This is a genomic window from Halomonas sp. MMSF_3323 (assembly GCF_030733595.1).
In the GTDB taxonomy this organism is placed as follows: Bacteria; Pseudomonadota; Gammaproteobacteria; order Pseudomonadales; family Halomonadaceae; genus Halomonas; species Halomonas litopenaei.
In genome coordinates, this window is the sequence record NZ_JASHIT010000065.1 from 1 (window position 1) to 18,847 (window position 18,847).

The 18,847-nt window shown below is 63.5% G+C and carries 16 protein-coding genes and 1 rRNA gene; 12 read left to right on the plus strand and 5 right to left on the minus strand.

Annotated features, from left to right (window positions below; genetic code table 11):
- Positions 1-140: 140 nt before the first annotated feature.
- Positions 141-256: ribosomal RNA gene (gene rrf, locus RBB39_RS21935) — 5S ribosomal RNA — on the plus strand.
- 816 nt (positions 257-1,072) lie between these two features.
- Here rrf and RBB39_RS21940 read toward each other — a convergent pair.
- Both RBB39_RS21940 and RBB39_RS21945 read right to left on the minus strand, forming a co-directional pair.
- Positions 1,073-1,630 carry a HutD family protein gene (locus tag RBB39_RS21940; protein WP_222569956.1) on the minus strand — a complete coding sequence of 186 codons (558 nt, stop codon included), beginning with the start codon at positions 1,628-1,630 and terminating at the stop codon, positions 1,073-1,075.
- 169 nt (positions 1,631-1,799) lie between these two features.
- Positions 1,800-3,869 (minus strand): TonB-dependent receptor, encoded by a 2,070-nt coding sequence (locus RBB39_RS21945; protein WP_083970706.1) that lies wholly within the window; start codon positions 3,867-3,869, stop codon positions 1,800-1,802.
- A gap of 320 nt (positions 3,870-4,189) precedes the next feature.
- On the opposite strand from RBB39_RS21945, the gene RBB39_RS21950 reads away from it, so the two are divergent.
- The 5 genes from RBB39_RS21950 to RBB39_RS21970 all read left to right on the plus strand — a co-directional run bounded on the left by RBB39_RS21950 (position 4,190) and on the right by RBB39_RS21970 (position 10,699).
- Positions 4,190-5,215: a TRAP transporter substrate-binding protein gene (locus RBB39_RS21950; RefSeq protein ID WP_045995309.1), complete on the plus strand. Its 1,026-nt coding sequence runs from the start codon at positions 4,190-4,192 to the stop codon at positions 5,213-5,215.
- A 4-nt stretch (positions 5,216-5,219) separates the two neighbouring features.
- A complete protein-coding gene (locus RBB39_RS21955) occupies positions 5,220-5,747 on the plus strand; it encodes a TRAP transporter small permease (RefSeq protein WP_045995308.1) in 528 nt (175 codons plus the stop codon).
- The gene (locus RBB39_RS21960) at positions 5,737-7,026 is read left to right on the plus strand and encodes a TRAP transporter large permease (protein ID WP_045995307.1); all 1,290 of its coding nucleotides are present in this window, start codon (positions 5,737-5,739) and stop codon (positions 7,024-7,026) included. The genes RBB39_RS21955 and RBB39_RS21960 overlap by 11 nt, the downstream gene beginning before the upstream one ends.
- A 193-nt stretch (positions 7,027-7,219) precedes the next feature.
- Entirely contained in the window at positions 7,220-8,521 is a 1,302-nt protein-coding gene (locus tag RBB39_RS21965; RefSeq protein WP_157033171.1) for an acetyl-CoA carboxylase biotin carboxylase subunit family protein, read from the plus strand.
- A gap of 138 nt (positions 8,522-8,659) precedes the next feature.
- Positions 8,660-10,699: a CocE/NonD family hydrolase gene (locus RBB39_RS21970; RefSeq protein ID WP_045995305.1), complete on the plus strand. Its 2,040-nt coding sequence runs from the start codon at positions 8,660-8,662 to the stop codon at positions 10,697-10,699.
- A gap of 155 nt (positions 10,700-10,854) precedes the next feature.
- Here RBB39_RS21970 and RBB39_RS21975 read toward each other — a convergent pair whose 3' ends face one another.
- Entirely contained in the window at positions 10,855-11,787 is a 933-nt protein-coding gene (locus tag RBB39_RS21975; RefSeq protein ID WP_045994633.1) for a helix-turn-helix domain-containing protein, read from the minus strand.
- Positions 11,788-11,959: 172 nt separating this feature from the next.
- On the opposite strand from RBB39_RS21975, the gene pobA reads away from it, so the two are divergent.
- Positions 11,960-13,183 (plus strand): 4-hydroxybenzoate 3-monooxygenase, encoded by a 1,224-nt coding sequence (gene pobA / locus RBB39_RS21980; RefSeq protein WP_045994632.1) that lies wholly within the window; start codon positions 11,960-11,962, stop codon positions 13,181-13,183.
- Between the two features lie 221 nt (positions 13,184-13,404).
- Entirely contained in the window at positions 13,405-14,250 is an 846-nt protein-coding gene (locus RBB39_RS21985; protein WP_239452614.1) for an ion transporter, read from the plus strand.
- A gap of 34 nt (positions 14,251-14,284) precedes the next feature.
- On the opposite strand, the gene RBB39_RS21990 is transcribed toward RBB39_RS21985, so the two are convergent.
- Positions 14,285-14,638: a hypothetical protein gene (locus RBB39_RS21990; RefSeq protein ID WP_045994631.1), complete on the minus strand. Its 354-nt coding sequence runs from the start codon at positions 14,636-14,638 to the stop codon at positions 14,285-14,287.
- The gene (locus RBB39_RS21995; protein ID WP_045994630.1) at positions 14,628-15,107 is read right to left on the minus strand and encodes a PepSY domain-containing protein; all 480 of its coding nucleotides are present in this window, start codon (positions 15,105-15,107) and stop codon (positions 14,628-14,630) included. Before RBB39_RS21995 ends, RBB39_RS21990 begins: the two co-directional genes overlap by 11 nt.
- A gap of 167 nt (positions 15,108-15,274) precedes the next feature.
- Between RBB39_RS21995 and RBB39_RS22000 the strand changes: the two genes are divergently transcribed.
- From RBB39_RS22000 to RBB39_RS22015, 4 genes are all read left to right on the plus strand, one after another.
- Positions 15,275-15,664 carry a PepSY domain-containing protein gene (locus RBB39_RS22000; protein WP_239452613.1) on the plus strand — a complete coding sequence of 130 codons (390 nt, stop codon included), beginning with the start codon at positions 15,275-15,277 and terminating at the stop codon, positions 15,662-15,664.
- A 48-nt stretch (positions 15,665-15,712) separates the two neighbouring features.
- A complete protein-coding gene (locus tag RBB39_RS22005; protein ID WP_045994628.1) occupies positions 15,713-16,390 on the plus strand; it encodes a response regulator transcription factor in 678 nt (225 codons plus the stop codon).
- Entirely contained in the window at positions 16,387-17,742 is a 1,356-nt protein-coding gene (locus RBB39_RS22010; protein WP_045994627.1) for a sensor histidine kinase, read from the plus strand. The genes RBB39_RS22005 and RBB39_RS22010 overlap by 4 nt, the downstream gene beginning before the upstream one ends.
- 68 nt (positions 17,743-17,810) lie before the next feature.
- Positions 17,811-18,770, plus strand: a complete 960-nt coding sequence (locus RBB39_RS22015) for a sugar-binding transcriptional regulator (RefSeq protein WP_045994626.1) — start codon at positions 17,811-17,813, stop codon at positions 18,768-18,770.
- Positions 18,771-18,847 lie beyond the last annotated feature (77 nt).

Here is an 18,847-nt window from a genome sequence, read left to right on the forward strand (position 1 = left end):
AGGCGTTGAGCTAACCGGTACTAATGGTCCGTGAGGCTTGACCATATAACACCCAAAGGGTTTTGGTCGATGATGTCTCGAATCAATTGACGGATATGATGAAACGTATCGTCGGCATGATATATATTGTCTTTTTTCCGCCTGACGACCATAGCGAGTGGGAACCACCTGATCCCTTGCCGAACTCAGAAGTGAAACCGCTCAGCGCCGATGGTAGTGTGGGGTCTCCCCATGCGAGAGTAGGTCATCGTCAGGCATTTATTCAGAAGAAGCCCAATTCCGAGAGGAGTTGGGCTTTTTCGTACGCATGGGGCAGACCCCTCTCTTTATATGTGGGGCCGCGCCGATAACCCCCTCGGCGCGGTCCGGCCGCTCGCAAACTCGCGTCGTTCGTCCCCCCTTGCAGCTTCGCTGCAAACCCTGGGGTGACTCACCCCCATACGAGAGTAGGGTGAGAGCCGCCCGGACAATGCAACGCATTGTCAGGCTCGAACGGGCGAGGGATGTAAAGCCGCTTGCGGCGCCCCGAGCCCAGGCTCAAGGCCACGAAGTGGCCGCAGAGGCGTCAGGCATTTATTCAGAAGTAAGCCCGATTATCGAGAGATAGTCGGGCCTTCTTTTTGTAAAGAGCGCATGCATGGGCTCTCTACAAATTCAGCCGCGCTTTTTATATGTGGGGCCGCGCCGATAACCCCCTCGGTGCGGTTCGGCCTGGCTCTTCTCAAGGGCAGGCTCGCGTCGTTCGTCACCCCTTGCAGCTTCGCTGCAGCCCTTGTAAAGAGCGCTGGGGTGACTCACCCCCATGCGAGCGACCTTGCTGTCTAAGCGTCATCGTCAGGCATTTATTCAGAAGAAGGCCCAATTCCGAGAGGAGTTGGGCCTTCTTTTTGTAAAGAGCGCATGCATGGGCTCTCTACAAGTTCAGCCGAATAAGGCGAGGTGACTCACCCCCATGCGACTACCCTGTCGTGAACAGATCAGGCATGTATCACGAAGAAGCCCGCTTCCGAGAGGAGGCGGGCTTCTTTGGTTTCAGGCACGTTTCAGCAAGACGGCTGTCGCGGCTCTGTGCCTAGAACGCGATGGTGGAGACGACCAGTTGGCTCGCTTGCAGCGAACGCAGGCCCAGGCGGTCGCCGGGTTCGATGACCAGAAGATCACCGGCCGCGAGTACCTCGCCGGAGACGAGTTCCACACGACCACTGATCAGGTACCAGGCTCGAAGTAGTGCGGGTTCCGGTGACAGGTGCAGGGTTTCCTGTTCGCGGAGCAACTGGTGTGTGAGGTAGCCGCGACTGCCGTATCTCACCATCAGGTTGAAGTCGCGATAGAGCCCCTGGCTCAGGGTTTGCCAGGCGCCGTCAAAGGTGTCGACTTCGAAGCGCCTGAGGTCCCTGGAGCGGTGCCCTTGATGCTCAAGGTGGGCCTCGCCTTCCAATACCATGAGGTGTCGTTCGTAGCCTGCCAGAGGGGTGAACAGGCACTCTTCGGACTCTACCGTGGCGGTGCTCAGGCGGACCTGAAAGTTCCGGTCGGCATAGTCACTGTCAACGGGAGCGATGAACAGCTCCCGCGTCGTGCCTCCGGACCAGAGGCGCGCGGGTGTCTCGGATGAGCGTCGAATGATCATGGGAGGTTGGCCAGCGAGTGCTGCGCCTCCTTTTGCCAAGGATCGTTTCATCGTCTCAAGGGTTTAAGTCGATGTGCTTGATCTGGCTCAAGAGATGCTGGGGTAGAGCGACTCTCGCTCGGCGCTGACTCCCGAATCACAACAGTTCGGCGAAAAAGTTGTGCTTACATCAAAATGATAGTTCTACGCCTGCATAGAAGGAACGGTCCGGCGCCGGTTCGAAATAGCGGTCGTTGCTGGCATTGATGCGGATATTGGCATAGTGGTCTTCGTCAAACAGATTGCGGATGCCGAGGTAGGTCGACAGTATCTGGTTGCCGCCCAGTCGCCAGCCGTCACCCGCACGAAGGTTGACCAGCCAGTAGCTGTCGACGTCTACCCGGTTGGCATTGTCCGCGACCATGTCGCCCACATACTGGGTTTCCAGGGTGGCAAAGTAACGGGTTTCCTGGCTGCCTGTCCCGTACCAGGTGAGCTGGTTGACCCAGGTTGTCTCCGGAAGCCCGGGCAGACGGTTGCCGTCCAGGTCACTACCGGAAACCTGGTTGAACTCGTAGCGTGCCAGGGTCAGGGCGGTATTGAGCTCCAGACGCGCCGAGGGCTGCCATCCTAGCGCGACTTCGAGCCCGTCGCGGCTGGTGTCGCCAAGGTTTTCGTAGAAGGTGCGATCGCTGCCATCGATCTCGTAGGGGACCAGTTCATCGTCGACGTCGATCGAGAATAGGGTGACGTCGTAATCCAGTCCGGTGGGCAGGGTGCCGCGCACCCCGAGCTCACGGCTCCAGCTCTCCTGGGGCTCGACGTCGGGGTTGAAGCCACCACCTGCGGGATTGGCAAACTCCGAGAAGGTCGGTGTCTCGAAGGCGGTGGAGGTGTTGGCGTAGACCTGGTGCAAGGGATGGAAGCGGTAGCTGATTCCCAGGCTTCCATTGGTTTCGTGGAAGGTGCGTTCACCGCTCTGGTCGCCATCGTTGTCGTAGTCGTCGTCGATTTCCATGTCGATGCGATCGAAGCGTCCGCCGGCCGACAGTATCCAGTGCTCATTCAGGGCAAGGTCGCCCTGGGCGAAGATGCCCAGGCTGGTCGCCGTCTGGGTCTCGTCGGCCACTTCTCCCGTCACGCTGCCATCGAAGGCCACATCGCGGCGATGGCGGTCGTCTTCCTGGCGAGCGCCGTCGATACCCACCATGCTGTCCAGCGTCATGCCGGCGAGGTTGGAGCGTTGGTGATATTCGGCGCTGCCACCGAAGTGGTGACGTCGGTAGTCGATCAAGCTGTCGCCCGGATAGGGCAATTGCTGTTCGAAGTCTCGCCAGGTGGTAAATCCCTTGAGGTAGAGCTCCCCGGGGCCGAAGCCTAGATCCTCGTACTGCAATCCCACGACCTGCTGGTCCACCTCCTGGCCGGTGTCGTAGTCCTCGGTGAAGCGGCCCGCCTGTCGGCGATCTTCATCGACCTGGTCCTGGGTCAGGCCACCAGGATCTTCGGAACGGGGGTTGTCGAGCAGGTTGATGATGGCGGTGAGACGGCGTTGATCGCCCATATCCCGTGACAGGCTGGCGTTCAGCAAGCGCTTCTCGGTGCGGCTGTGATCCCGATAGCCGGCCAGTTCCAGTCGCGAGGCACCCAGGTGGTAGGCCCAGCCGTCGTGCTCGCCGCCGGTGGAAAGGGATTGCTTGTTGTAGCCGTCGCTACCGATACCGGCACGTATCGTCGTCGAGTCATCACCTTCGTCACGCCCGTCCGCCGTCGTGACCGAAATGACACCACCGGCGGCATTGCCGTACTGAACCGCCGCCGGTCCCCTGATGACCTCGATCTGTTCTGCGTTGTCCAGGTCGATGGCATCGAGCTGGGCCTGGCCATCGGGGAGGGTGTAGGGAATACCGTCCACCAATATGGTGATGCCGCGCACACCGAAGGGAGCGCGGGCACCAAAGCCCCTGATGGAGACACGAGCACCCTGGGCGAAGTTGTCGCGATTCTGGATGAACACCCCAGGCACTCGAACCAGGGATTCATCGAGACGGACCCGCTGCTGACCTTGATGGATGTCGTCTTCATCGACCATCGAGACAGCCATCGGGGTGGTGAGTAGCTCGCGCTCCAGGCGCGGCGCCGACACCGTCAACACGGGTTGCTGCAGCTCGACGGCGCGGTCGTCGGTTGCGGCAGTCTGTGCGGTGACAGGCGTTGTCAGCGGGAGCAGCAGCAGGGCGGCGGCCGGGCGAGAGGTCATCAGGTTCATCCTTGAACGGCGAGGCGAGAAGGGAGTGGTGGCTCGAAAGAGCATCTTTATCGTTTAAGCACAATTCTAGAGAAGTCGCCTCCTTGGCACCACTCTGGGAAAGAGAGCCTGGTTCCCGTCGGTGCCTGGCCTTCCGCTAGACCAAAGTCGCTTTTCGTTGTGTGGCCAGGTAGTTTATCTTTTGAGCTGAAAAACGAACAGAAGTTCACTATGCGAACGAGCGCCACTGGTCGAGTTGCCGGAAACGGTGTCGAGCGAGAGACCAATAATGAGCGCGCGTCGACGATAACGATAAAGTCCGGAGGATCCCCATGAAGACCCCCCTCGCGTGCCTGATGGCCGCATCCCTGACGGCCCTTTCCTGTGCCTCGGTTCAAGCGGCGACCACGCTGCGCATGGCCCACTTCTGGCCTGGTGCCTCTGGTATCAATACCCAGATCTTCGAGCAGTGGGCCAAGGCGGTGGAGGAAGACTCCGGCGGTGATCTGCGTGTTCAGGTCTTCCCTTCCGGTACCCTGGCCAAGGCTGACGACATCTATGAGGCGACCGTAAACGGCATCGCCGATATCGGCGCCACCGCTCAGGGCTACACCGCCGGGCGCTTCCCGCTGTCGCAGATCGTCGAACTCCCCGGGGTGGCCGATTCCGCGATACAGGGTTCATGCATCCTGCAGACCCTGCACGACGATGGCGGCCTGGGGGGAGAGTACGACGATACTCGCGTGTTGTTCATGTTCACCACCGGTCCCGGTTACATCCATACCGTGGATACCGACGTCGAGGTACCGGCCGATCTGGAAGGGCTGCGAATCCGTCGCCCGACCGCGGTGGCAGGCGATATCCTCGAAAACATGGGGGCAAGCCCGGTAGGCATGCCTGCCCCGGATATCTATACCTCCATGCAGCGGGGCGTGCTCGATGGCTTGAGCTTTCCCTGGGAAGGCATGAAGGGGTTTCGTATCAACGAGCTGGTCGAATACCACACCCAGGTGCCGTTCTATTCGCTGATCTTTGTGGCAACCATGAGCCAGCGTGCCTACGATCGGCTGACGCCGGAGCAGCAGGCGGTCATCGATGCCAACTCCGGCATGCAGTGGGCACTCAATGCGGGGGAGGTGTTCCACGCCATCGACGAGGTGGGGCGGCAGGAAGCGGTGGATGCCGGCCACACCATTCGGGTGGTCGATGCGCCCCTCGACAACGCCGACTGGGCGCCGCCGCTCCAGCAGGGCATCGAGGATTACCTGAGCGGACTCGAGGAGCGCGGCTTGAGCCAGGCGCATGACGTCTATCAGGCGGCGCTGGCGGCACGTGAAAGCTGCGCCGGGACGGAGTGACGCCATGCAACCCTTTCTGGAAGGGGCCAGCCGTTGGCTGGCCCTGGTCTGTCGCTGGGTGGCGGGCGGCTGTCTGATACTGATGCTGGCGGTGACCATCGCCGACGTGGTGACACGCTACCTGCAGCGTCTGACCGATGGCGCCATCTCCTTTCAAGTCTTCGGTAGCGTCGAACTGGTCAGCTACCTGATGCTGTTTGCCTTGCTGGCGGCCATGTCGGCCAGCGTGGAGAAGAGCCAGGTGGTGGTCGAGGCCTTTTCCCACCGTCTTCCTGCGTCCATCGCAGCGCGCCTGCATGGCGTCTATCTGCTGGGCTTTGCGGTGCTTGGCGGGGTGCTGGCGACGGGCTTGGTGGGTGCGGCCCACGCCGCTGTCGAGTACGGCGAGGTCACCCAGGACCTGAGGATCTCGCTCGGGCCGATCTATCTTGTCGCTGCAGTGCTCAGTGCTCTGCTGGCGTTGCGCAGCCTGCTGCACGCGCTCCTGGGGGCGCTGTTCGGCCAGAGTGCGGAGGTGTCCCATGGCGACTGAGACGATCGGCGGGTTCGGGCTGCTGCTGTTGCTGGTGTTGATGATCCTGCGGGTGCCGGTAGCTCTGGCGATGCTGCTGGTCGGTGTCGGTGGTTTTGCCACCATCATCGATCTCGGCGCGGCGGTATCGATGTTGAAATCGGTGCCGGTGGAGGTGTTGTCCAACTACAGCTTCAGCGCGATTCCGATGTTCATCCTGATGGGCGTACTGGCGGCGCATTCTGGCATGGCCGGCAAGCTGTTCCAGTCGGCGCGGGTGATCTGCGGTGGATGGAAGGGCGGCCTGGCGATCGCCGCCGTAGGCTCCTGCGGTGTCTTTTCGGCGATTTCCGGATCTTCTCTGGCCACCGCCAGCACCATGACTCGGGTGGCCCTGCCGGAGATGGAACGATATGGCTACCATCGCGGCCTGGCCACCGGGGCGCTGGCTGCGGGCGGCACCCTCGGCATCATGATTCCGCCCAGTATCGCCCTGCTGATCTATGCCATCCTGACCGAGCAGTCGGTGGGTGACATGTTCATGGCGGGTCTGGTGCCCGGGCTCCTGGGGCTGGTGCTGTACGCCCTGACCGTCAGCGTGGTCATGCGGGTAAAGCCGGATCTGGCAGTGGCAGGGGAAGCGACAGGCTGGGGTGAGAAGCTTGCCTCGCTCGGCGGCCTGGTGCCCTTCTTCGCGGTCTTCCTGGTCATGATCCTGGGCATCTATCAGGGAATCTTCACTCCCACCGAGGGGGCCAGTGTCGGTGCCTTTGCCACCCTGATCTACGCCCTGGTCAAGGGGCTGCGTGCACGGGAGCTGTGGTCTGCGGTCCAGGAGACCCTGGCGCTGTCGGCGGTGGTGTTCTTCATGCTGGTCGGTGCCGAGGCGCTGGGCTACTTCATTTCACTCTCACGGATCTCGTTCTCCATCAGCGACAGTCTGTTTGCCATGGAGCTGACGCCCTTCGTTGTCGTGCTGTGCATCCTGGCCATGTACTTCCTGCTCGGCATGTTCATGGACTCGATCGCCATGCTGGTGATCACGGTGCCGGTGGTGTTCCCGATCATTCAGAGCCTGGGTATCGACCCGGTGTGGTTTGGCATCGTCACGGTGCTGACGGTCGAGTTGGGGCTGATCACGCCGCCGGTGGGGATGAACGTCTTCGTGATCAAGGCCATGGCGCCCCATGTGGGACTGGGGGAGATCTTCCGAGGCGTCTCTCCCTTTATCGTGTCTGACTTTGTGCGCCTGGCTCTGTTGCTGTTGTTCCCGACCTTGAGCACCCTCTTTTTGCTGTAGTCGGCATCGAAGCGGCGGCCAGTATTACGCTCAGCTCACCCCAAGCCCGCCATACGGCGGGCTTTTTTGATGCATTTAATGTCGGTTGGATGAGGTTTCTGATATGACGCTCTAGTCCAATATGAGCCTTTGTGGGAGGCGCGTTTCACTAAGCTTGCAGCGTGACACCATCGTAATGACGCGAGGGCTTGACGTGAGTGCGCGCAATATTTTTGTGGTGGGGCTGAACGATGACAATCATGAGCGTCTGCTGCGCTTGAAGGGTGCCGAAGAATGGCGCTTTCACCGAATTATTGCGCCGGAGGCGGTCTATGACACCGAAGAATTCGATATTCCCGCGATGCTCGAGGAAGCCGGCCAGACCCTGGACCGATTCGGCAGGCCGATAGACGCGATCATCGGCTATATGGATTTTCCGGTATCCACGATGCTGCCGATCCTGTGCAAGCGATTCGGTACCCGATCGACGTCGCTGGAAAGCTTGCTGAAGTGTGAGCACAAGTACTGGAGCCGTTGCGTTCAGCGCGAGGTGGTGCCGCAGTACATCCCCGGGTTCACCGCCTTCGACCCCTTCGACGAGGCGGCGTTGGGTCAGATCGGTGCGGCGGGGCTGTCCTTTCCCTTCTTCGTCAAGCCGATCAAGTCGTCGGGCTCACGGCTCGGTTTTCGCATCGAGACGCCGGAAGACTTTGCGCTTGCCATTGACCGTCTGAAGGCGGAGATCGGTTCCATCGCCGAGCCGTTCAACAGCGTGCTGGATCAGGCCAACCTGCCTCCGGAGATCGCGGCGATCGATGGCCATTACTGCATGGCCGAGGAAATCATCGGCGGCTGGCAATGCACGCTGGAAGGCTACGTCCACGATGGCGAGGTCGTGGTCTATGGTGTGGTCGACTCGATTCGCTACCCAGGGGTGTTGAGCTTCTTCCACTATCTGTACCCCTCGGCCCTGCCACAAAGGGTTCAGCAGCAGATGATCGACGCCACCCGCCTGGTCATGACCCGCACCGGCTTCGATCAATCCGCGTTCAACGTCGAGTTTTTCTGGGACGAACTCCAGGATCGCATCTGGCTGCTCGAGATCAACACACGCATTTCTCAGTCACATTGCGACCTGTTCGAGAAGGTCGACGGGCTCAGCCATCAGCAGGTGACGGTGGACCTGGCGCTGGGGCAGCGTCCGAGACTGCCCCACCGGGAGGGCGCCTACGCGGTCGCGGCCAAGTTCTTCTACCGCGTTTTTTTCCATGACGCCACCGTCGAACGGGTTCCGTCGGCGCAGACCCTCGCACAACTCGAACAGGACTACCCCGGCACGGTGATCAGTCTGCAGGTGGAGGAGGGGCAGCGTCTGTCGAGCCTGCCAGAACAGGATAGTTACAGCTTTGCATTGGCCTATATTTGGATGGGGGGCGACGACTATCAGGCGCTGCTTCGTCGCTATCAGCAACTGGCGGCCCGACTGATCTTCGCATTCGGCGATATCGATAGTTGAGTCGGCGCGCCGCCGCTGTACCGAGCGTCACCGAGAGCGCTGGAGTGGCCAGGTTGCAGGGGTAGGGCGATCTCGGCAGCGCGGTATGGACAGGGCGATCTCGACAGGGTGAGCTTGAAGCCAGTGCAAGGAGCGACGATGCGGGTGGTCAGCGATTTTCCGCGCAAGGTGATGGAGCAGGAAACCTGGATTCCACTGGCCGACGGCACGCGGCTGGCTGCCCGTATCTGGCGGCCGGTCGACGCCGACGATGATCCGGTGCCGGCGATCCTCGAGTACCTGCCTTATCGCAAGCGTGACCTGACCGCGGAGCGAGACGCTCAGGTGCATCCTTACTGGGCCGGGCATGGCTATGCCGGGGTTCGCGTCGATATCCGAGGCACCGGCGAATCCGATGGCGTACTGACCGACGAGTACCTGCAGCAGGAACTGGACGACGGGGTGGCGGTACTCGAGTGGCTGGAACGCCAGCCCTGGTGTACGGGAAGTGTCGGCATGGTCGGTATTTCCTGGGGGGGCTTCAACGGCCTGCAGATCGCCGCCATGCGCCCACCGCAGCTCAAGGCGGTCATCACCATCTGTTTTACCGATGACCGCTACGCCGATGATATCCACCATATGGGTGGCTGCCTGCTGGCCGACAATCTTTCCTGGGCGTCGACCATGTTCGATGGCAATGCCATCCCGCCCGACCCGGCGCTGGTGGGTGGCGACTGGTTCAGGATGTGGCTCGATCGCCTGGACGGCAGCGGCCTCTGGCTTTCGCGCTGGCTTCAGCACCAGCGACGTGACGACTACTGGAAACATGGCTCGGTGTGCGAGGACTACAGCCGTATCCAGGTGCCGGTGTACGCCATCAGCGGCTGGGCGGATGGTTACTGCAACGCCGTCTTCCGGCTGCTGGCCGGTTTGACCTCGCCACGCAAGGGGCTGGTGGGCCCCTGGGCTCACAAGTACCCCCACCTCGGGGTACCGGGGCCGGCCATCGGCTTCCTGCAGGAAGGGCTACGGTGGTGGGACCACTGGCTGAAGGACCAGGATACCGGGATCATGGACGAACCGATGCTGAGGGTCTGGATGCAGCAATCGATGCCGCCATCGGCGCGCTACAGCGCTCGTCCCGGTCGCTGGGTCGCCGAGCCGAGCTGGCCCTCTCCCCACATCATGTCCCGGAGCTGGCGGCTGACCAGCGGACATGACCTGCGTGGCGAGGACGGCACCGACGCGAAGGACGGCGATGACGACGAGAGCCTGGATATCCGCTCGCCGCTGTCGGTGGGCCTGTATGCCGGCAAGTGGTGTTCCTACAACGCACCGCCGGATCTGCCTCACGACCAGCGTGACGAGGACGGTGGCGCCCTGATTTTCCAGACGCCCCGGCTCGAGCAGGATCTGGAAATCTGTGGTGCCCCATCGGTGCAGCTGGAACTGTCCGCCGACCAGCCGGTGGCGATGGTGGCGCTGCGTCTTGTCGATATCGCCGAAGACGACAAGGCGACACGGGTGTCCTATGGGGTGCTCAACCTGACCCATCGTGACAGCGACGAACACCCGGAGCCTCTGGTGCCGGGGCGCCGCTACCGCGTGACGGTGTGTCTCAAGCATATTGCCCAGCAGTTTCCGGCGGGGCACGCCATCCGGCTGGCGATCTCGACCAGCTACTGGCCGCTGGTATGGCCTGCGCCAAGGCCGGTACGCCTGACACTGTGGCCTGGTGCCTGTCGCCTGGTGCTGCCGACCAGGGTCCCCAGGCCGGCGGAAGAAGCGGCTCTGCGCCCCTTCGAGGAGCCGGAAGGGGCGCCACCGCTGGCCAAGACGCTGCTGCAGCCTTCCCAGGAAAGCTGGAAGGTGATCCGAGATCTGGCCAATGACCAGACCACACTGGAGGTGTTCCACGACGAGGGCAGCTACCGGCTGGACGATATCGCGCTGGACATCTCCGGCTCGGTGACCGAGCGCTACAGCTATTCCTACGGCAACTACGACAGTGTTACCGGCTGGACCGAGTGGCAACGTACCTTCCGCCGGGGGGACTGGGAGATCCACACCCTGACCCGCACTCGGCTGACCAGCGACGCCGACAGCTTTCGGGTGCGTGCCACCCTGGACGCCTGGCAGGGCGATACTCGAATCTTTTCGCGAAGCTGGGATGAGGTCTTCCCCCGGGATCTGGTCTAGGGCTTGTCTGAAAAGTGCCTGCGCTCGGTAATACGGCGTTAAAAATCGGCAGGTGCGCCAGCCCGGTCAAAATGCTCATTTACACCCCGTAAACTGCGCTTTCTCACCGATTTTTGCCTTGTCTAACCTTCGCTCGTCGACTTTTCGGACAGCGCCTAGGGCGAGCTTGGCGATCCGTCGCCTTGACGATGGAACTGGCGGCGGCGGAAGTCGCGGGGAGCCACTCCGCTGAGCCGCTTGAAGAAGCGGGTGAAATAGGCGGGCTCGGAAAATCCCAGGCCATCGGCGATCTGGGCGATGGTCAGGTTGGTATAGGTCAACTCGCGCTTGGCTTCGAGCAGTAGACGCTGGTGCAGCACCGCCAGGGCGCTTTGGTCCGCCAGGCGCCGGCACAGGGCGTTGAGGTGGGCCGCGCTGATGTCCAGCTCGCGCGCCATTTCCTCGATGCTCGGCTGCTGGCGAAAGCGCCGCTCGATCAGTGTCTGGTAGCGGGCCAGGTGGCCGTGGCCGGGATCGGTGCTCACGGCAGACCTGGCCCGGCTGGCCGGATGCGTCGCCAGGCGAGCCGCTTCCACCGTCAGCGCCTGGATCAAGGCGTCGAGCAGCACGTCGCGGTCCCGCGCCGGCCGTCGGTATTCCCCGTCGATATGTTCCACCAATGCCTGCAGTCGGTGTCTGGCGTCGGCTAGTGCAGTGACTCCCGCGCTGCGCCAGACCCTGCTGGCGTCCGGCAGTACCTGCTCGAGGTGGCTGACCAGCGGTGCCGCCAGGGTCAGGATGTGGCCCTGGATGTTCGGAGCGAAGGCAAACCCGTGAATGGTGAGCGCAGGCACCAGGATCAGCAGCGGGGCGGCCCGCCGTTGTCGGCTGTCTTCCAGTTGCAGTTCGACCTCGCCCGCGTACAGCAGCAGCAGGTGAGTCAGGTCGACGTGGCGGTGGGGATGGATGCGCCAATCGTGGAGCCGACTGCGTTCGGCGATGGACTCGCAGTGCAGCAGGTCGGGGGTCGGCCAGCTACCGGTTTCCCCGTAAAGGGTAAAGGTGGGAACCGCTGACGATATCGTGGTGGACGGGGTCTCGGGGTTCATGGTCTGCGCTCCTGGCGGTTGCCGGGGAGGTGATTGAGCGTGACTACGACAAATGTCAGGGTAGATTCCGCGAAAAGTCTAGTTTGTGGCGAGGAATATGCCTTATCTGGGGTGGTGTTTCAGCGAAAAATACAAGGCATAACCATAACGTTCCGCTGACGAGGTAGCCACCATGACGACAACATCTTCCCCCGAGCGTATCGATAGTGAACTCACGACCCAGGTCGCCATCATCGGGGCCGGGCCCTCCGGACTGCTGCTGGGGCAACTGCTCAGCCGGGCCGGGATCGACAATGTGATCGTCGAACGCAAGAGCGGCGACTATGTGCTGGGACGTATTCGTGCCGGGGTGCTCGAGCAGGGCATGGTCGACCTGCTGCGTGAAGCCGGCGTCAGCCAACGCATGGATGCCGAGGGCCTGCCCCACGACGGCTTTGAGCTTGCCTTCGACAACCGCCGGGTACGCGTCGACCTTGCGGGGCACACCGATGGCAAGCAGGTGATGGTGTACGGCCAGACCGAAGTCACCCGGGACCTGATGGAAGCACGCGAGCGAGAAGGCGGTATCAGCTACTACGAGGCCAGCGACGTCACCCCCCATGATCTGGAGAGCGAGTCGCCCTCCCTCACCTTTCAGCATGAAGGCAAGGGGTACCGTCTGCGCTGTGCCTATGTGGCGGGGTGCGATGGATACCACGGCGTGTCACGCCAATCGATCCCGCAGGAGCGTCTGAAGACCTTCGAGCGGGTCTATCCGTTTGGCTGGTTGGGGCTGTTGTCCGATACGCCACCGGTGACCGATGAGCTGATCTACGCACGCCACGAGCGGGGCTTCGCCCTGTGCAGCATGCGGTCGGAGAATCGCAGCCGCTACTACGTGCAGGTGGGCCTCGATGAGAAGGTCGAGGACTGGTCCGATGAGCGTTTCTGGGACGAACTGAAACGGCGCCTGCCGGAAGACGTGGCCGAGACTCTGGTGACGGGACCTTCGATCGAAAAGAGCATCGCACCACTGCGCAGCTTCGTGGTCGAGCCGATGCAGTACGGTCGCCTGTTTCTGGTGGGGGACGCCGCCCATATCGTGCCGCCCACCGGTGCCAAGGGGCTGAACCTGGCGGCGAGTGACGTCAACACCCTGTATCGCCTGCTGGTGAAGGTGTTTAACGAAGGGCGCAGCGATCTGATCCCGCGCTACTCCGAGGTGTGCCTCAAGCGTATCTGGAAGGCCGAGCGCTTCTCCTGGTGGATGACGTCGATGCTGCATCGTTTCAGCGACGAGGAAGACTTCGAGGCGCGCATGCAATTGGCGGAGCTCGATTATCTGACCGGCTCGACAGCGGGCCTGACCACCATCGCCGAAAACTACGTGGGGCTGCCCTACGAACCCCTGGAGTAGCGTCATAGAGGTATCTGCCGGCGAGGGACCTGCGAGGGAAAAGCGGCTCTCGGTCAGGGGCAATACCGACATCGGGGCATCGACAGGGAAAGGTGCAATGGGGTCGACGTTGACCTGGTGAGGGCTCGGGGCGTGTCCTGCCGCTAGGCAGCTTCCGGTGCATCGCGTAAGGTCGTGATTCTGCTTCCCGGTCGATGTCGAACCCCATGAAACAAGAGAGCTTGACCCCATTTCAGATCCTGATTCTGATCCTCTCCTTTTACGTGCTTGGTGCCATGGCGGTGCAGGAGCTGAATGACCTGCCGCCGGAGGTCGATGACCTGATTTTCAAGCTGGACCTGGTGGTCTGCGGCTTCTTCTTTGCCGACTTCTGCATCCGTTTCCACCGTGCGGAGAGCAAGTGGCGCTTTATGCGCTGGGGCTGGATCGATCTGCTGGCGAGTATCCCGGTGAGCTTCTTGATGGCTGGCCGTCTGGTGCGCGTAGTGCAGATCATCCGCATGCTGCGCGCGATCAAGTCGGTACACCTGATCTGGAACCTGCTGTTTCGCAACAAGGCCAAGGGCATCTTCGCCTCGGTGGCCTCGGCCACGGTACTGCTGTTGATCTTCGGCTCGGTGGTGATCCTGGTGGTGGAAGGCCCTAACCCGGAAAGTGCCATCGATACCGCCGAGGAGGCTTTGTGGTGGGCCTTCGTCACAGTCACCACGGTGGGGTACGGCGATTACTATCCGGTGACGTCGCTGGGACGGGTCGTGGCGGCGCTGTTGATGGTGGCCGGTGTGGGTCTGTTCGGTAGCTTCGCGGCCTACGTCGGTTCACTGTTCATCGATGATCAGGAGGACGAGTCCGAACGGCTGCATCGGATCAATCGAGACATGCTGCGAGAGTTGCACCGCGAGGTGCGAGAACTCAAGGCCGAGGTGGTGGCCCTGAGGGGGGCACTCGATGGGAGCAGCGACGCCCCGCCAAGCGGGCAGGTCGCCCGCGAAGACCGGGCAGGCGGGTCTGATCAGGTGCCCGAGCCCGGTCCCGAACGGCTGCCGGGAGGCGATCCGCGCGAGTGACGCGCACTCGTCGCTGCATCGCCCGCCGGGTGCTTCACTTGACCTCATACTGGCCTTCCCACACGCGGGCATCGTCCTGACCGGGGGCTCGGGTGGTCGCCCCCGGCGTGATGTCGTCGGCATGATCGGCGCGGTAGGCCTCCATGCGCTTCTTCATGCGGTGACGCACCAGCGGCATCAGCGCCAGTCCCACCAGGCTCAGCACCAGGGCCATCATGGTGGCCAGCACCAGGGTGACGGCGCCGACCAGGGTGGCGAGAGCCAGCTTGAAGCCACCCATCCGGCGGGTGGGGCGTGCCTGGCGAGCGCGTTGCTGCCAGCGGGACGCCGCCCTCCAGGCGGCGTTGTGCTGGTAGTCGTCGGTGCTGAAGGAATGATCAGTCGTCATGCTGGACTCCGGTCACGTCAAAGGTATGGCGATCGAGGCGGACCTCGAGCTCCTGGTGCTGGGCGTCGTAGCCTTCGATCTCGATATCACCTGTACGGTCGACATCCAGCGAGCTGAACAGTTCCAGGCCGGCCGCCTGGGCGGCGTCCAGCGCCTTGCCGACATCGTCGCCGCTGAGGCTCCAGGTCGGGATCTCGCTCTGGCGCCGCTGTTCGCCCAGCAGGCTGCCGTCGCTGAGGTCCATGTCGACGTCGAGGCGCCAGCCGTCGTCGCGCCAGCCTTCCGCCTCGAAACGATCGCCGTCATCGATACCCAGCTCATCGTAGTGGGTGAAGCCGTACTCCCCGGTGCTGGCCAGCAGGCGGTCGATCTCCTCCCGGTTGACGGCTTCATCGTCGGCCATGGCGGTGGTGGCGAGGGTGCCGCTCAAGGTCAGGGCGGCCAGGCTCAGGGTGACAGTCTTGTTCATGCTGGGGACTCCATTCGCTGTTGAGGTAAGCTCACCGTGTGCTTGGTGATCTCGGCGAGTGGGACCATCCTGGCAGGGGGGACCTGTCGCCAGCCTGACGGGATCGTTCATCTTTCATTCATCTGCAGTGGGTCAGACTTCGCCTCATGACCTCCAAGACACTTTTCTTGCTATGCACGTCCGTGATGGCCGCAAGCCTGGCCCAGGCTCCGCGCCCGAGCGATGACGTCAGCCTCGCGGCACTGGCGAGCGAGTCGCTGGGTATCGGTTTCGCCCGCGCGGATGACGACTGGCGTGACTTGCACCAGGAGGTGCGTGAAGGCCGGCTGGTGGCGTTGCCGACGCTGCTGGACTGGCTCGATGAGCGCTACGACGGGCAGGTGCTCGAAGTGGAGCTCGAACGTGACGACGGTAGAATCCTCTACGAGATCGAACTGGTCGGCGCCCAGGGGCAGGTCGTGGAGTTCGAGTTCGACGCAGGCAGTGGTGAGCTGTTGAGCGTCGAAGGGGTCGGCATCGATGCCATGCAGCGCCCCGCGCCGCGCGATGCCGACTAGCCCGCGGGGATCACCGCAATACAGGGATGACGCCGGAGGAGGCGTGGCATGAAGATTCTGCTGGTCGAGGATGACCAGGCGCTGAGCGAAGCGCTCGCCGCCTCCCTCGAGGAAGGCGGGCTGCTGGTGGAAGTCGCGGCGACCGGAGGCGAGGCGGATTTTCTGCTGCGCACCGAGCGCTACGACGCAGTCGTGCTCGACCTGGGACTGCCGGATGGCGATGGCACCCGCTGGCTGGCCCAGTGGCGCGACGACGACATCGACCTGCCGGTACTGGTGCTGACCGCGCGAGAGCGCTGGTCCGACAAGGCTGCGGGCTTTTCTGCCGGGGCCGACGACTACGTCACCAAACCCTTCGAGACCGCTGAAGTCATGTTCCGGCTGCGGGCCCTGGTGCGCCGCAGCCACGGCCACGCCCACCCGGTGCTCAGCGCCGGGGCGCTCAGCTTCGACACCCACACGGGGGCCGTGACGCTGGCCGGCAGGCCGGTGGCGCTGACGGCTCAGGAGTCACGGTTGTTGTCCTACCTGATGCACGCCCGCGAGCGGGTGGTCAGTCGCGCCGAGCTGGCCGAGCACGTCTACGACCGTGACCATGAACCCGATTCCAACGTGATCGACGTCCAGATCAGTCGCCTGCGGCGCAAGCTCGGCAGCGAGCGGATCGAGACACGACGCGGCGAGGGCTATCGCCTGGTGACCCCGGCGGGAGAGGATGCGCCGTGACGCCGCCGCGCGGTTCGCTGACCCGGCGGCTGCTGCTGGCGTCGCTGGTGCTGGTGCTGGTGATCCTGCCGCTGGTCGGCGGTGGGCTGTCCTACAGCTTTCGCGAATCCGCCTCGGCCTCGTTCGACGAACGCCTGTCGTCGATGCATCGGGTGCTGCTGGCGGCCCTGGATCGAGACCCCCAGAGCGGTGCCCTGGTGGTCAACGACAGTCTCGGCGATGCGCGCTTCGATCAGGTGTTCTCCGGTTGGTACTGGCAGATCAGCGACGGCGAGCGCCTGTCCCGGGGCTCGCGTTCGCTATGGGATCAGCGCCTGCCGATCACCGCCTCCCCGGACACCGTCTGGCGCACCATCGAAGGGCCTCGTGGGCAGTGGCTGAGGCTGGTCGAGCGTTCCCTCAGGCTGTCGGGACATCCCCACCCCGTTCACGTCAGCCTGGCGGTCAGCCGTCAGGAGCTCGATGCCGAAGTGGCACGCTTCGAATGGCTGCTATGGCTGTCGCTGCTGGGGCTCGGCGTGCTGTTGCTGACCGGTCTGGCGCTGCAGATCCGCTGGGGGCTGGCGCCCTTGAGGTCGCTTCACGCGGATCTGGCGGCGGTCAAGGGCGGCCAGCGGGAGCGCCTCGATACCCGGCTGCCGACCGAGCTCGCGGAACTGGCGGTGACCATGAACGAGGTGCTCGACCATGACCGACGGCTGATCGAGCGCGGCCGCGCCACCGCCGGCAATCTGGCCCACGCGCTCAAGACGCCGGTCAGCGTGTTGATGACCCAGGCGGAACGCCTTCCCGAGACCGAGCGAGCCAGGATGCGCCAGGAGCTAGGACGTATCGATGCTGCCGTGCGCCACCACCTGGCCCGTGCCAGCGCCGTCGGCAGCGCCGCCCTGGCCGCCAGGGTACGTCTGGCCAGGGTGCTGGCGCCGGTGCTGGACGGCCTGTCTCGGCTGGCCAGGCGTCGCGGTATCCGTCTTGAGACCCGCGTGGCGGATGGGCTGGCGCTGCGCATCGATCCCAACGATCTGCAGGAGCTGACCGGCAACCTGCTGGAGAACGCCATCGACTGGGCGCGCACCCGGGTCGAACTCGATCTTTGGCTCGAGGGGGACAGCGTGCGCCTGCGGCTGGAAGATGACGGTCCGGGCATGAGCGCGCAAGAGCGTGAGGCGGTACTCAAGCGCGGCGTGCGTCTGGATGAGCGCCGCCCCGGCAGTGGGCTGGGGCTTTCCATCGTCGAGGAACTGGTGTCACTGTACGGCGGTACGATGACCCTGGATCGCGCGGCGCTCGGTGGACTGAGGGTAAGCGTCACGCTGCCCGGCGGCTTGCTGGAAAAGACGCCGGCCGAGTAAGCCCGCGTTGTGCCGGTGTCCCTGGCTTGCGATGATGCAGGCTGTACGATCAGCCAGAGAGACGATGCGTGGACAAGTTCGAGGTCAAGCTGGACCAGGCCGCACGAGCCGCCTGGCTTTCCTATGTGGGTGGACAGACGCAGGATGAGATCGCCGCACAGCTTGGGGTCTCCCGGCCGGGCGTGCAGCGACTGCTGGCGCTGGCCAGGCAGGAAGGCCTGGTCAAGGTCCATATCGACCACCCCGTGGCCCACTGCACCGCACTGTCCCAGGCCATCCGTGAACGCTTCGAACTGGACTACTGTGACGTGGTGCCTGCGTCCGCCACCGCCGAGGACAGTACCCCCTACCTGGCGGTGGCCGGCGCCGAGCGTCTGTCACGCATCATCGAGCGCAGCGAGCCGCAGACCCTGTCGCTGGGCTCCGGCCGCTCGATTCGTGCGACCGTGGAGGCGCTGAGCCGGATCGACCGTCCACGTCATCGCTTCGTCTCGCTGGTCGGTAACGTGGCCAGGGACGGCTCGTCCAACCGCTACGACGGGGTCATGGTGGCGGCGGACAAGACCGGTGGCGAGCGCTACCTGCTGCCGACGCCGGTGGTCGCCAGTTCGGTCGAGGAGAAGCGGGCGCTGGCGGCACAGCCGCTGTTTCGCGCCATCGGCGAGGTGGCCGAGCAGGCCAGCGCGGCCTTCGTCGGGGTAGGGCGGATCGATCGCCAGGCGACGCTGTTTCAGGATCATTTCATCAGCGAGTCGGAACTCGACGAACTGCTGGCGCTGGACGCCGTGGGAGAGCTGGTGGGCTGGCCGATGGATGCCGATGGCCGGTTGATCGACTGCTCCACCAGTCAGCGAGTGACCAGCCTGCCGCTGACCACGCTGAAGCGTCAGGCGATGGTGGCGGTGGCCGGTGGCCGCGACAAAGGGCCGGCCATCCTGGCCGCGCTGCGCGGCGGCTGGCTGACCAGTCTGATCACCGACGATCAGGCGGCGCGCTATATCGTCGAGCGCCTTTCCTCGCAAATCTAGGCAGCACGGCTGCTGTATCGTCGAGCGCCTTTGCCTGGCCCCCTTCCTGGCCCCTTCCTGACACCCTCGCGCCCCCG